Genomic DNA, 12,296 nt, shown 5'->3' on the forward strand with positions numbered 1-12,296 from the left:
CCACGAAACAACTCCCCCATGACCATCCCCAAGATGCATCCCTTCCCCTTCGACCCCACCTACGGCATGACGCTCGACGCGCTGCGCGCCATCGTCCCGCCCGAGGCACCACCAGGCTTCGACGCCTTCTGGCAGAAGCGGTACAAGCGGGCGCTCGCCATCGATCCGCAGCCGACGCTGAAAAAGAGCAGCCTCACCCACCCCGCCTGGCAGGTGCTCGACATCACCTACACCTCGACGGATGACATCACGATCGGCGGCTGGCTGCTTCTGCCGCGTGACGCGCCGGTGCGGCGCGGGCTGGTGGTCGGCCATGGCTATGGTGGCCGCGATGCGCCGGATTTCGACCTGCCGGTGGAACAGACCGCCATCCTCTTCCCCTGCGCGCGCGGCATGTCGCGGAGCGCACAGGCGCCGATCCCGCCGGAAGCGCCCGGCCATGTGCTCCACAATATCGACAGGCCCGACGACTACGTCATCGGCGGCTGCGTCGAGGATCTCTGGATCGCCGTCTCGACGCTGCAGGCGCTCTATCCATGGCTCGCAAACCGCATCGGCTATATCGGCGGCAGCTTCGGCGGCGGGCTGGGCGCGCTGGCGATCCCCTTCGACAATCGCATCGATCGCGGCCACCTGATCGTTCCCACCTTCGGCGACCGTAAGCAGTGGCTCACGCTACCGACAGTCGGCAGCGCCGATTCCGTGCAGACCTATCAAAAGACCCATCCCGACGTGCTCGGTCATCTGCGCCTGTTCGATGCCGCGACCGCAGCAAGCCGCATCAAGGTGCCGATGCTGGTGGCCGCAGCCCTGTTCGATCCGGCCGTCGCCCCGCCCTGCCAGTTCGCCGTGGCCAACGCGGTGCCGCCGTCAAAATATAATGAAATCTTCATCCTCGACGCCGGACATTTCGACTATCCTGGAATGACGGAACAGAATTTTGCTCTGCGCGAAAAGCTGCGAGGTTTTTTGAAGCTTCATGAACCGGGAATATCTGCGCTGGCATAGCCCGCGCCTGCATCGCGAGATGGAGCTGTTGGTGTTCGGCCATGCCGGCGCCAAGGTGCTGATGTTTCCGACGCGCGACGGCCGTTTCTGGGAATACGAACGGATCGGCCTTGTCGCCAGCCTCGCCCACAAGCTCGAAGCCGGCCAGTTGCAGCTCTATTGCATCGAGGGTCTGGCCACGGAGACTTTCTACGGCTTCGACCGCCATCCGGCCGACCGCATCCACCGCCACCAGGCCTTCGAGGATTATATTCTCCACGAAGTCCTGCCGCTGATGGCCGCCAGAAACGGGCATGATTGCACCATCGTGCATGGCTGCAGCCTCGGCGCCTTCCAGGCGGCCAGCCTCGTCTTCCGCCACCCGCATCTGTTCCGCAAGCTCGTCGCTTTCTCCGGGCGCTACGACCTGACGCTGAGGGTCGAAGCCTTCGGCGACTTGCTTGACGGCTATTACGACAACGCCGTCTATTTCCACACCCCGACGCACTTCCTGCCGGGGCTCCATCACGGATGGCAGCTGGACAAGCTGCGTGAGGTCGAGATCGTCATGACGATCGGCAATGCCGATCCGTTTCTCGACAACAACCACTATCTGAGCCGGCTTCTGTCGGACAAGCAGGTCGGCCACCAACTGCATGTCTGGGATGGCCGCGCCCACCGCGCCAGCGCCTGGCGCAAGATGGCGGCACTCTACATCTGAGCCATCAAACGCCGGCAGGCGGCCAATAACGCCGATGTCAAAACTCGTGAATTGTCATTGCCGGGACCGTGGCTAAAGGCTTCGAACAGTCATTCCTAAAGAAAGGTCTTTCATGTTCGCTTCGATCCACGCCCTGCAGCCGGCTTTGCTCAGCCTGCTGCGCATCGTCTCCGCGCTCGTTCTCTTCAGCTATGGGACGCAGAAGATCCTGCATTTCCCCGCTGCCGAGCGCGTGCCCGATGTCGGGTCGATGTCCTGGATTGCCGGCTTGCTTGAACTGACGCTCGGCTTCCTCGTGCTGATCGGCTTTCAGACCCGCGCCGCCGCCTTCGTCCTCTCCGGCCTGATGGCTTTCGCCTATTTCATCGGCCACGCCTCGCGCGGCTTCTTCCCCGCGCAAAACGGCGGCGTCGCCGCCATCCTCTTCTGCTTCGTCTTCCTCTACATCGTCACCGCCGGCGCTGGTCCGTTCAGTGTCGATGCGATGGTGAAGCGCAAGCAGGGTGTGGTTGCGGCTTGATTGGTTGAGAAGCGGGCGGCGGAGCGAGGATACCCCCCTCTGCCTGCCGGCATCTCCCCCACAAGGGGGGGGAGATCGACTCGCGGAAAGGTCTCCGCCAAACAACAAACGTAGGGCGAGCGATTGCGCCCAGCCAATCTCCCCCCTTGTGGGGGAGATGTCCGGCAGGACAGAGGGGGGTAACACACGGCACACCCCCTCGCCCAACCCAAACGGCTTACACCTTCACCCAAGCCCCATTGCGCTTCGACGACGCCACGCAGGCATCCACGAAGGCAACGCCCTTCACACCGTCATCAACGGTCGGATAAACGACGGCCTTGTCGACCGCCTTACCCTTCTTGTGCGCGTTGATGGCATGCGCGGCTTCCGTGTAGATCGTCGCGAACGCTTCGAGATAGCCTTCCGGGTGACCGGATGGAATGCGCGAAACGCGGGCAGCGGCGGCTCCGGAGCCGGCGCCGTTGCGGGTGATGAGGCGCTTCGGCTCGCCGAACGGCGTGAACCAGAGATAGTTCGGATCGGCCTGCACCCATTCCAGACCACCCTTGGTGCCGTAGACGCGGACCTTCAGGCCGTTCTCGTGGCCGGGGGCCACCTGGCTGCACCAGAGCATGCCCTTGGCCGGCTTTTCCGAGCCCTTGGCCTTGAAGCGCAGCATCACATGGGCGTTGTCGTCGAGGCGGCGGCCGGGCACGAAGCTGTCGAGATCGGCGGCAAGGCTGTCGAGCTCGAGGCCGGAGACGAAGGTGGCGAGGTTATAGGCATGCGTGCCGATATCGCCGGTGGAACCACCCGCACCCGACTGCGCCGGGTCGGTGCGCCACACGGCCTGCTTGGCGCCCTGCTGTTCGACAGCTTCGGTCAGCCAGTCCTGCGGATATTCGGCCTGCACCAGGCGGATATCGCCGAGTTCGCCATTGGCGATCATCTCGCGCGCCTGACGCACCATCGGATAGCCGGTGTAGTTGTGCGTGAGGATGAAGAGCGCGCCACTCTCGTCGGCCACCTTCTTCAGCTTCTTGGCGTCGGCGAGGTTCGAGGTCAGCGGCTTGTCGCAGATGACGTGGATGCCGCGGCGCAGGAACTCCTTGGCGGCGTCATAGTGCACGTGGTTCGGCGTGACGATCGAAACCGCCTCGATGCCGTTCTTCAGCTTCGCCTCGCGGATCGCCATCTCGCGATAGCTGGAATAGGTGCGGGTCGGGTCGAGCCCGAGATCGGCGCCCGAGGCCATCGCCTTTTCCGGCGTCGACGACAGAGCGCCCGCGATCAGCTCATACTGATCGTCGATGCGGGCAGCGATGCGGTGCACCGCGCCAATGAAAGCGCCGGCGCCACCGCCGACCATGCCAAGACGGATGCGCGGTTCGCGCGTCTGCTGCGTTGATGCTTCGATTGTCATTGGTTTCTCCAAAATTGTTCTTTGCGGAAAAGTCCCCCTCTGCCTGCCGGCATCTCCCCCACAAGGGGGGAGAGGACGCGCGGCGGCGCCTCACTTGAGCCCCTCCCCCTTGTGGGGAGGGGTTGGGGAGGGGTCTTCGCTGATTAAATCCCCAGCATCCGCCGATTGGCCGCCTGGTCCGTGCCGCTGCCGGCGAAGTCGTCGAAGGCGTGTTCGGTGACGCGGATGATGTGCGACTTGACGAACTCGGCACCCTCGCGCGCGCCGTCTTCCGGATGCTTCAGCGCGCATTCCCATTCGACCACGGCCCAGCCGTCGAAGTTGTTGGCGGTAATCTTCGAGAACACCGCGCCGAAATCGACCTGACCGTCGCCGAGCGAGCGGAAGCGGCCGGCGCGTTCGACCCAGCCCTGGTAACCGCCATAGACGCCCTGGCGGCCCGTCGGGTTGAACTCGGCATCCTTGACGTGGAACATCTTGATCCGGTCTTTGTAGATGTCGATGTTGTCGAGGTAATCCAGGCACTGCAGCACGTAGTGCGAGGGATCGTAGAGCATGTTGGCGCGCGGATGGTTCTTCACGCGCTCGAGGAACATCTCGAAGGTGACGCCGTCATGCAGGTCTTCACCGGGATGGATCTCGTAGCAGATGTCGACGCCGTTTTCGTCGGCGTGATTGAGGATCGGCGTCCAGCGCTTGGCAAGTTCGTCGAAGGCGGTCTCGACGAGACCGGCCGGGCGCTGCGGCCACGGATAGATGTAAGGCCAGGCAAGCGCGCCGGAGAAGGTCGCATGCGCCTTGATGCCGAGATGCTTGGAGGCGGTCAGCGCCATCTTCACCTGCTCGACGGCCCATTCCTGGCGCGCCTTCGGATTGCCGCGCACTTCGGGTGCCGCAAAGCCGTCGAAGGCTTCGTCATAGGCAGGATGCACCGCGACCAGCTGGCCCTGAAGATGGGTGGAAAGCTCGGTGATCTCGACGCCGTTCTGGCGCGCCACGCCGGCGAACTCGTCGCAATAATCCTTGGACGATGCAGCCTTCTTGAGGTCGATCAGCTGGCCCGCCCAGGTCGGTACCTGCACGCCCTTGTAGCCGATGTCGGCTGCCCACTTGGTGATCGAATCCCACGAGTTGAAAGGTGCGGCGTCGCCCGCGAACTGCCCGAGGAACAAGCCTGGGCCCTTGATCGTTTTCATGTCAATTCCTCCCTAAAAGATGACCGTAAACGTTTCTGGTTCAGTTTTAACACGCGATTGACACTCTGCAAGCCGATTTCGGCGAGAATGCCAATCGATCATGATCAACATAATTTCGCGGTGGGGACTAAACCATGTCGGGCACCTACCCGCAAGACGTACGTACCGCATTTCTTGGCGCTTGCGTCGTGAGAGGCCGTGCCACGGCGCATCTTTGTAGACTTCCCGCCACCGCGTGCTACTCTTGGTCGACCAGGAGGGTGGTCCATGACGCGGCGGCTGGCGGCAATCTTGGATGCGGATGTTGTCGGCTTCTCCCGGCTGATGGGCCTTGACGAAGCGGGAACCTTCGCGGCGCTGAAACGCCACAACACCGAGACCATCGTCCCCACCATCACCAGGCATCGCGGACATGTCGTGAAATTCGTCGGAGACGGCACGCTGGCCGAGTTTGCCAGCGTGGTGGACGCGTTGCGCTGCGCGATGGAGATCCAGCAGGCCATTCTCGCCGGCAATCACGATGTCGTGCCCGACCGCCGGATGATCTGGCGGATCGGCATCCATGTCGGCGATGTCCTCAACGAGGATGGCGATATCTTCGGCGAGAGCGTCAACATCGCCGCGCGGCTGCAGGCGCTGGCGCCGGCCGGCGGCATCTGCCTCTCGCAGCAGGTGCGCGACCAGATCGGTACGGCGCTCGATTTCGAGGCCACCGACTTCGGCAATCGCAAACTGAAGAACATCGAGCACCCCGTCAGGGTGTGGCGCTGGTTTCCGCCGGGCGGCCAGGCGGACGGCCCCGATGAGGATACTCCGGACCGGGCGATGCCAAGCCAGGCGCCCGAGCGCAAGCGTCCGTCGATCGCCGTGCTTCCTTTTACGAACATGTCCAGCATCGAGGGGCAGGAGCATTTTTCCGACGGCTTTACCGATGAGTTGATCGCGACCCTGGCGCGCTGTCGCTGGCTGCTGGTCGCCGCCCGCAATTCTTCCTTCAGTTTCAAGGGCCGCGCCGTCGATGCCCGCCGCGTCGCCGAGGATCTCGGCGTCAAATACGTGCTCGAAGGCAGCGTGCGCCGCTCCGACACCCGCATCCGCATCACCGCGCAGCTCCTGGATGGAAGCGAGGGCACGCTGCTCTGGGCCGAGCGCTATGACCGCATGCTGGCCGACATCTTCGACCTCCAGGACGAGATCGCTTCCGAGATCACCGGAACCATCGAGCCCGAACTGAGCGCCATCGAATTCGCAGCACTGCGCGGCCGCTCGATCGTCGACATGACCGCCTGGGAAATCTATCTCAAGGGTCTCTGGCATCTCTACCGCTTCACCATCGACGAGTTGAACACCGCAAAACAGCTGTTCGAGCAGGCGATCGCCATCGATCCGAGTTTCGCGCAGGCGCAGGCGCGGCTCGCTTACGTCCACATCCAGCTCGGCTGGTATGGCTCGCTGGAGGAGCGTTCGGGGCGCATATGCGAGGCGATCGAGCTTGCCGAACGCGCAATCACGCTCGATCAGAAGGAGCCCGCCGCGCATCTGGCGCTCGGCCGGGCGCTTGCGCTCGACGGCGCCACGGAGGCAGGGATTGCCCATCTTCGTCATGCGGTGAAATTGGACCACAGCTTTGCCCAGGCGCACTTCGCGCTCGGCCAGGCGCTCTGCTACGCCGACCGACCGCAGGAGGGCATGCCCGAATTCAGCGAAGCCTTTCGTCTCAGCCCGCGCGACCCGCATCTCTGGACCTTTCACAGCATGATGGCGTTTGCGAACTACCAGATGGACAAGCTCGACGAGGCGGCGGACGCTGCCCGCGCATCGATGCGCTCACCGAACGTCACCTTCTGGCCGGCGATGGCGCTGGTGGCGATCCAGGGACGGCAGGGTAAGATCGAGGAGGCGCGCCGTACGATCGACGAGCTCTACAGCTTCCGGCCGGGCATGACGCTCAATGATGCCAGGCGTGAATTCTATTTCGGCCTCAAGCCGGCGATGAGCGAAACCTTCATCGAGCGCTTTGTCGGCGACCTCGCCAAGGCAGGCCTGCCGCCACAATGAAAGACGCCCGCCCTTTCGAGCGGGCGCCTCGTGTTCACAAGGATCAGAACGGCGAATCCGGGAAGTAGAAGTCCTTGGCGTTGTCCTTCGTCACCAGCGTGGCGTCGAGGATGTAGGTGCCGCGAACCGGGACCTGGTCGTAGAGCGACGCGGCCGTCAGTTCCATCGCGGTACCAACCATTGCCGGCGGATAGAGAACGTCGACCGGGATCAGCTTGTCGCCGTCCATGACCTTCTTGACCATGTCCTTGGAGCCGGCGCCGGCCACGACATACTGGATGTCGGTGCGCTTGGCCTGCTCGATCGCCTGCAGCACGCCGACGGCCATGTCGTCGTCCTGGCACCAGACCACGTCGATCTTCGGGTACTTGGTGAGATAGTCCTGCATCACCTTGAAGGCGTCGTCGCGGTTCCAGTTGCCGAACTGGCGATCGAGAACCTTGACGTTGGAGCCGGCGATGCCCTTGTCGAAGCCGTCCTGGCGCTGCTGGTCGATCGGGATCGGCAGGCCGCGGATGACGACGACCTGTGCGTCCGGCGTGGTTTCCTTGATGTACTTGCCGGCGACTTCGCCAAGCGCCGGGTTGTTGCCGGCGATGTAGATGTCACGCACGCTGTCGTCGTTGGTGCTCGGCGCACGGTCGACCAGCGCCACGAAGGTGCCCTTGTCCTTGACTTCCTTGATGGCGTTGACGAGCGGATCCGGATCGGACGGCAGGATGACCAGCGCGTCCATGCCCTGCGTTGCCAGATCCTGCACGGCGTTTGCCTGGCTTGCGGCATCCGGCGAGGTCTTGACGATGACGGTGAGGTCAGGGTGCTCGGCCATCAGAAGCTTGGCGACGCGCTCGGCATGGAACACCACGCCGGAGGTCCAGCCGTGGTCGGCCGCCGGGATCGATACGCCGATGGTCTTCTTGTCCGCCGAGTGAGCGACGCCGGCGAGCAGCGCCGCCGTCACGACCGCCAAACTGAATAGTGTCTTACGCATGTCTGTTTTCCTCCCATTAAACCCCAGGGCTTGCGAACCTTGAGACCGGGCGCCCCGCCGACCCGGCCAATCCCTTGCTACCTGCGCGCCAGCGACCGCTGCACGAGCATGGCGATGATGATGATCGAGCCCTGGATGGCGCCGATCAGATATTCCGAGATGAAGTTCGAGAGCAGCATGATGTTGCCGACGAGCTCCAGAATGAAGGCGCCGCAGATCGTCCCCCAGACGCGCCCTGCCCCGCCCTTCAAGGCCGTGCCGCCGACGACGACGGCGGTGATCGCCTGCAGCTCCCACAGGATGCCCGTTGTTGCCGATGTCGAGCCGAGACGCGGCACGTAGAGCAGCACGGCGATGGCCACGCAAAGCCCCTGGATGACGAAGGCGATGGTGCGCACCTTGTTGACGGCGATGCCGGAATAGCGCGCCACATCACGGTTCGAGCCGACGGCCGTGACATGCCGGCCATAGCGCGTGCGATAGAGAATGAAGGCGGCGACCGCGGTGACCGCGAGGATGACGATAATCGGCACCGGCACGCCGGCGATCGAGCCGAAATAGACGGGGCGATAGAGCGACTGCTGCTCGGCCGAGCGCAGCGTGATCGCGCCGCCCTGTGAGAGCCATGTCGTCAGGCCGCGATAGATGCCCATGGTGCCGAGCGTGGCGATGAACGGCTCGATCTTGCCGACGGTGGTGATCAGCCCGTTCGCCAGCCCACAGAGCGCACCGGCAACGATGGTGAAGACGACGGCAACCGCCAGCATCAAGGCCGGATCGGCGATAAGGCCGGAATTCATCAACAGGATCATCAGGCTGGCGACGAAGGCCACCATAGAGCCCACCGACAGATCGAGATCCCCCGACGAGATGACGAAGGTGGCGCCGACGGCGATGATGGCGATGAAGGCGCTGCGCGTCGCGACGTTGGCGAGGTTGGTGATGCCGATGAAATTCGGATTGACCAGCGCGCCGACGACAAGCAGCAACGCCAAGGCCGCGAACGGCGCGACCGCCCTGAGATCGATATCCCGCCAGGAACGCCGTCTGATCTGACTGGTCTCGTCGTTCGCACTCATATCCAAAGCCATCCTCCCGTCATGCCTGCAGGCATTTTGTCCGTCGTTCCGCCGCTTGGGCGGTTTGTTTCTTGCGACCGCCTCAGGCGGCCTTCTTCTTCAGGCCCGCCGCATAGCGCATGATCTCCTGCTCGGAGATTTCGTCGCCCTCGAGCACGCCGACGATCCGCCCCTCGCGCATCACGGCCACCCGGGTGCAGAGCCCGATCACCTCCGGCATCTCCGAGGAGACGACGATGATCGAGCGCCCGTCGCGCGCAAGCGCCGAGATGAAATGATAGATCTGTTGCTTGGTGCCGACATCGATGCCGCGCGTCGGCTCGTCGATGATGATGATTTCCGGGTCCGTCTCCATGACCTTGGCGAGCAGCAGCTTCTGCTGGTTACCACCAGACATGCGCCCGGCCACGATATTGGCGTCGCGCACGCGAATATCGAAGCGTCGCCGCGCCTTCGCCAGCGCTGCCGCCTCGCTGCTGGGGCTGAGATAGCCGTGCCGCGAATGCTGCCCCAGCGATTGCAGCGTCAGGTTTGCCAGCATGTTGGAGCCGAGCAGCAGGCCCTTGTGCTTGCGATCCTTGGTCATGTAGGCGAGCCCGGCGCGATTGGCCGCATGCACATCGCCCGACTGAACACTCTCGCCGCGGATGACCACCTCGCCGGCGGTGCGGCCGCGCAGACCGGCAATCGCTTCCATCAGCTCCGTGCGGCCGGACCCGATCATGCCGGAAAAGCCGATAATCTCGCCCTTGCGCACCTCGAAGCTCGCATCCTGCACATAGCCGGTCGAGATGCCCTCAACCTTCAGCACGATCTCTTCGTCGACATCGGGTTCGTTCTTGGTCGGGTAGAGGCTGGAAAGTTCGCGCCCAACCATCAGTTGGGCGATCGATTCACCGTCGAGCATCGCCGTCGGCGCCGTCTTCACCCACTGCCCGTCGCGCAGCACCGTCACCCGGTCGGTCAGCTCCATGACCTCGTCGAGCTTGTGCGAGACGAAGACGAAGCTGGTGCCCTTGTCGCGCAGCTTGCGGACCTGCTTGAACAGGAAGTTGGTTTCTTCGCGCGACAACACCGCCGTCGGCTCATCCATGAACACCACGCGCGCATCACGGCTGATCGCCTTGGCGATCTCGACCATCTGCTTGTCGGCGATCGAAAGCGTGCTGATCAGCGCGTTCTCATCGACATGCGAGCCGAGCAGATCGAGCGCCTTGCGGGTCTCGGCCCGCATGAACTTGCGATCGAGCACGCCGAAACGCGTGACCTCGCGACCGAGAAACAGGCTTTCGGCGACCGTCAGATGGTCCGCGAGATTGAATTCCTGGTGGATGATGACGATGCCGAGCGCCTCGGCCGCGCCATTCGGCGGCAACACGACCGGCTGACCATCGAGAATGATTTCGCCCGAGGTTGGCTGCTCGAAGCCGGACATCACCTTGACGAGGGTCGACTTTCCCGCACCGTTTTCGCCCATCAGCGCATGGATTTCACCGGCGCGAAGCTCGAAATTGACACTGAAGAGGACCTGCACCCCATTGAAGGATTTGCATATGCGTCGGGCCGACAACACCACCGGCGCAGCCTCGACAGTCTCCAAACTCATGATGTCCTCCCCTGCGGGCTCCCACCCGCTTGACCCTTGTGTAAACCTTTACATGTGCGATGTAAAGGTTTACATCATCGTATCACGAAGTTCTCTTGGCTTCGCCCTTTGACGTATCCTTCAGTCTGTGTAGTGTCGCCGCGAATTGAGCCCCAAGGCAGAACGCAGTGTCGAATTCCACGCCAGCAACCATCGAGGATGTCGCCCGGATCGCCGAGGTTTCGATCGCGACCGTGTCGCGGGCGATCCATACGCCGGAGAAGGTCGCCAACTCGACGCGGCTGAAGGTCAACCAGGCGATCGCGATAACAGGATACACGACGAACGCCATGGCCCGCAGCCTGCGTCTCGGCCGTTCCAACATGATCCTGGTCGTGGCTCCCGACATCGGCGACCCCAACTTTTCCAACATTCTGATCGGCCTGGAGAACGAGGCCCGCGCCCATGGCTACGGCATTCTCATCGGCCATACGCAGAATGACGCCCAGCGCGGCCTCGAATATCTCAAATTCCTGAATTCAAACCAAGCCGCCGGATTGATTCTCTTCACCGGCATCCTGCCCTTCGGCCACCAGACGATGACCGCGCGGCTTCCGCCCAGCGTCGGCGTCTTCGAGCCGGTCTTCAACGGCGGCATTCCCTATGTCGGCGTCGACGATATCGAGGGTGCGCGCAAGGCGGTCGATCTGCTCTTGGCGGAAGGCCACCGTAGAATAGCCTTTATCGGCGACAGCAAGACGAGGCTAGCCTATTCCAGACGCCGCCAGGGTTATGACGAGGGGCTGGATGCAGCCGGCGTCGCGAAAAGCCAGCGCATCATTCTCGAAGGCGACGGTACGCTCGAAAGCGGCCGCCACGCCGTGGAGCAGCTCTTTATGCGCGACACGCTGCCGACCGCCTTCATGTGCGTCAACGACCAGACGGCGATCGGCGTGATGATCGGCCTTAACGCCCGCGGCTACGACATCCCTCGCGACTTCTCCGTCACCGGCTTCGACGACGTGCCCCAGGCCGTCTTCATGTCGCCGCCGCTGACGACGGTGCGCCAGCCGCGCACCGCGATCGGCAAGCAGGCGATGGCGCTGCTGCTGGAATTCCTGGGCGACGGCCAGCCCGCCGAGACCGAGATCCTGCTGCGGCCGGATCTCGTCGTCCGCAACTCGGTATCGGTGCCTTCGAAGGGCTGGGAAAAAAGGTAGAACGCCTGGGCGAGCCGATTACGCTGGAATCTGGGGCTCTCTTTTCGACACGGCACCCGTGCGAACCAATAGCATCAACAGCAAATAGATGCCGATGACGCCCTGGCCGACAAGCGGAAACACCTTGAGAAGAGGATACACGGCGTTGCCGACAAGATAGGTCACGACCAACGCCGCGTTCCACGATGCTATGCCGATATCCATCATACGCCTCAGCGTCAGGAACACCGCATAGAGCAGAAACCCCAAGGCAACCGCGATCGTCACATAGAAGATGATCTCGTCACGCGTCGGATAGAGGTATTCCGTCAGGCGAAGCGCGCCGAGAACGGCTGCGCCCGTCAGCAGAAGTCCGATTTGTCCGGCGAGGTATGGCAGTCTCTTCAGCGGAGACATGGCCAGGTAAATTGCTTTAAAATTCATGGATTCAATTTCAGGCTTTATGATCTGAGCATCGACAACGGTCGCATAGCCCATCTCTGCAACCCGTTGCCCACGAACAGCAGCCCTTAGTGGCTCATTTGCTTGAAAACA

11 protein-coding genes are annotated in these 12,296 nt (G+C 63.0%); 5 read left to right on the forward strand and 6 right to left on the reverse strand.

From position 1 onward, the window contains the following. Positions 1–18 precede the first annotated feature (18 nt). The 3 genes from ACCD05_RS24495 (at position 19) to ACCD05_RS24505 (ending at position 2,228) form a co-directional block, all read left to right on the forward strand. Entirely contained in the window at positions 19–1,008 is a 990-nt protein-coding gene (locus ACCD05_RS24495) for an acetylxylan esterase (protein ID WP_413396011.1), read from the forward strand. After that, positions 980–1,708: an esterase family protein gene (locus tag ACCD05_RS24500; RefSeq protein WP_209191735.1), complete on the forward strand. Its 729-nt coding sequence runs from the start codon at positions 980–982 to the stop codon at positions 1,706–1,708. The genes ACCD05_RS24495 and ACCD05_RS24500 overlap by 29 nt, the downstream gene beginning before the upstream one ends. 112 nt (positions 1,709–1,820) lie before the next feature. Next, entirely contained in the window at positions 1,821–2,228 is a 408-nt protein-coding gene (locus tag ACCD05_RS24505) for a DoxX family protein (RefSeq protein ID WP_413395923.1), read from the forward strand. Between the two features lie 217 nt (positions 2,229–2,445). Here the strand turns inward: ACCD05_RS24505 and ACCD05_RS24510 are convergent, their stop codons facing one another. Both ACCD05_RS24510 and ACCD05_RS24515 read right to left on the reverse strand, forming a co-directional pair. Then, positions 2,446–3,633: a Gfo/Idh/MocA family protein gene (locus tag ACCD05_RS24510; protein ID WP_047509694.1), complete on the reverse strand. Its 1,188-nt coding sequence runs from the start codon at positions 3,631–3,633 to the stop codon at positions 2,446–2,448. A 143-nt stretch (positions 3,634–3,776) separates the two neighbouring features. Continuing rightward, on the reverse strand, positions 3,777–4,829 hold the full coding sequence (locus ACCD05_RS24515) for a sugar phosphate isomerase/epimerase family protein (RefSeq protein WP_413395925.1): 1,053 nt from the start codon (positions 4,827–4,829) through the stop codon (positions 3,777–3,779). A 267-nt stretch (positions 4,830–5,096) separates the two neighbouring features. Here ACCD05_RS24515 and ACCD05_RS24520 point away from each other — a divergent pair, with 267 nt between their 5' ends. After that, the gene (locus tag ACCD05_RS24520; RefSeq protein ID WP_413395927.1) at positions 5,097–6,887 is read left to right on the forward strand and encodes an adenylate/guanylate cyclase domain-containing protein; all 1,791 of its coding nucleotides are present in this window, start codon (positions 5,097–5,099) and stop codon (positions 6,885–6,887) included. A gap of 43 nt (positions 6,888–6,930) precedes the next feature. On the opposite strand, the gene ACCD05_RS24525 is transcribed toward ACCD05_RS24520, so the two are convergent. From ACCD05_RS24525 to ACCD05_RS24535, 3 genes are all read right to left on the reverse strand, one after another. Then, positions 6,931–7,878, reverse strand: coding sequence for a substrate-binding domain-containing protein (locus ACCD05_RS24525; protein WP_018901968.1), 948 nt, complete (start codon positions 7,876–7,878; stop codon positions 6,931–6,933). A 77-nt stretch (positions 7,879–7,955) separates the two neighbouring features. Beyond that, positions 7,956–8,957: an ABC transporter permease gene (locus ACCD05_RS24530; protein WP_018901969.1), complete on the reverse strand. Its 1,002-nt coding sequence runs from the start codon at positions 8,955–8,957 to the stop codon at positions 7,956–7,958. Positions 8,958–9,039: 82 nt separating this feature from the next. Continuing rightward, positions 9,040–10,563: a sugar ABC transporter ATP-binding protein gene (locus tag ACCD05_RS24535; RefSeq protein ID WP_112981756.1), complete on the reverse strand. Its 1,524-nt coding sequence runs from the start codon at positions 10,561–10,563 to the stop codon at positions 9,040–9,042. A 167-nt stretch (positions 10,564–10,730) separates the two neighbouring features. Between ACCD05_RS24535 and ACCD05_RS24540 the strand changes: the two genes are divergently transcribed. Next, the gene (locus tag ACCD05_RS24540; protein ID WP_047509703.1) at positions 10,731–11,762 is read left to right on the forward strand and encodes a LacI family DNA-binding transcriptional regulator; all 1,032 of its coding nucleotides are present in this window, start codon (positions 10,731–10,733) and stop codon (positions 11,760–11,762) included. Positions 11,763–11,780: 18 nt separating this feature from the next. Here ACCD05_RS24540 and ACCD05_RS24545 read toward each other — a convergent pair whose 3' ends face one another. Continuing rightward, positions 11,781–12,239 (reverse strand): hypothetical protein, encoded by a 459-nt coding sequence (locus ACCD05_RS24545; RefSeq protein WP_413395930.1) that lies wholly within the window; start codon positions 12,237–12,239, stop codon positions 11,781–11,783. Positions 12,240–12,296 lie beyond the last annotated feature (57 nt).

The organism is Rhizobium sp. Rhizsp42 (assembly GCF_047304155.1).
In the GTDB taxonomy this organism is placed as follows: domain Bacteria; phylum Pseudomonadota; class Alphaproteobacteria; order Rhizobiales; family Rhizobiaceae; genus Rhizobium.

Bases quoted from the DNA above. Each gene is read 5' to 3' on its own strand.
- ACCD05_RS24525 (WP_018901968.1), bottom strand. From the start codon at position 7,878: ATGCGTAAGACACTATTCAGTTTGGCGGTCGTGACGGCGGCGCTGCTC.
- ACCD05_RS24530 (WP_018901969.1), bottom strand. From the start codon at position 8,957: ATGAGTGCGAACGACGAGACCAGTCAGATCAGACGGCGTTCCTGGCGG.
- ACCD05_RS24545 (WP_413395930.1), bottom strand. From the start codon at position 12,239: ATGGGCTATGCGACCGTTGTCGATGCTCAGATCATAAAGCCTGAAATT.
- ACCD05_RS24515 (WP_413395925.1), bottom strand. From the start codon at position 4,829: ATGAAAACGATCAAGGGCCCAGGCTTGTTCCTCGGGCAGTTCGCGGGC.
- ACCD05_RS24520 (WP_413395927.1), top strand. From the start codon at position 5,097: ATGACGCGGCGGCTGGCGGCAATCTTGGATGCGGATGTTGTCGGCTTC.
- ACCD05_RS24535 (WP_112981756.1), bottom strand. From the start codon at position 10,563: ATGAGTTTGGAGACTGTCGAGGCTGCGCCGGTGGTGTTGTCGGCCCGA.
- ACCD05_RS24495 (WP_413396011.1), top strand. From the start codon at position 19: ATGACCATCCCCAAGATGCATCCCTTCCCCTTCGACCCCACCTACGGC.
- ACCD05_RS24500 (WP_209191735.1), top strand. From the start codon at position 980: ATGAACCGGGAATATCTGCGCTGGCATAGCCCGCGCCTGCATCGCGAG.
- ACCD05_RS24510 (WP_047509694.1), bottom strand. From the start codon at position 3,633: ATGACAATCGAAGCATCAACGCAGCAGACGCGCGAACCGCGCATCCGT.
- ACCD05_RS24505 (WP_413395923.1), top strand. From the start codon at position 1,821: ATGTTCGCTTCGATCCACGCCCTGCAGCCGGCTTTGCTCAGCCTGCTG.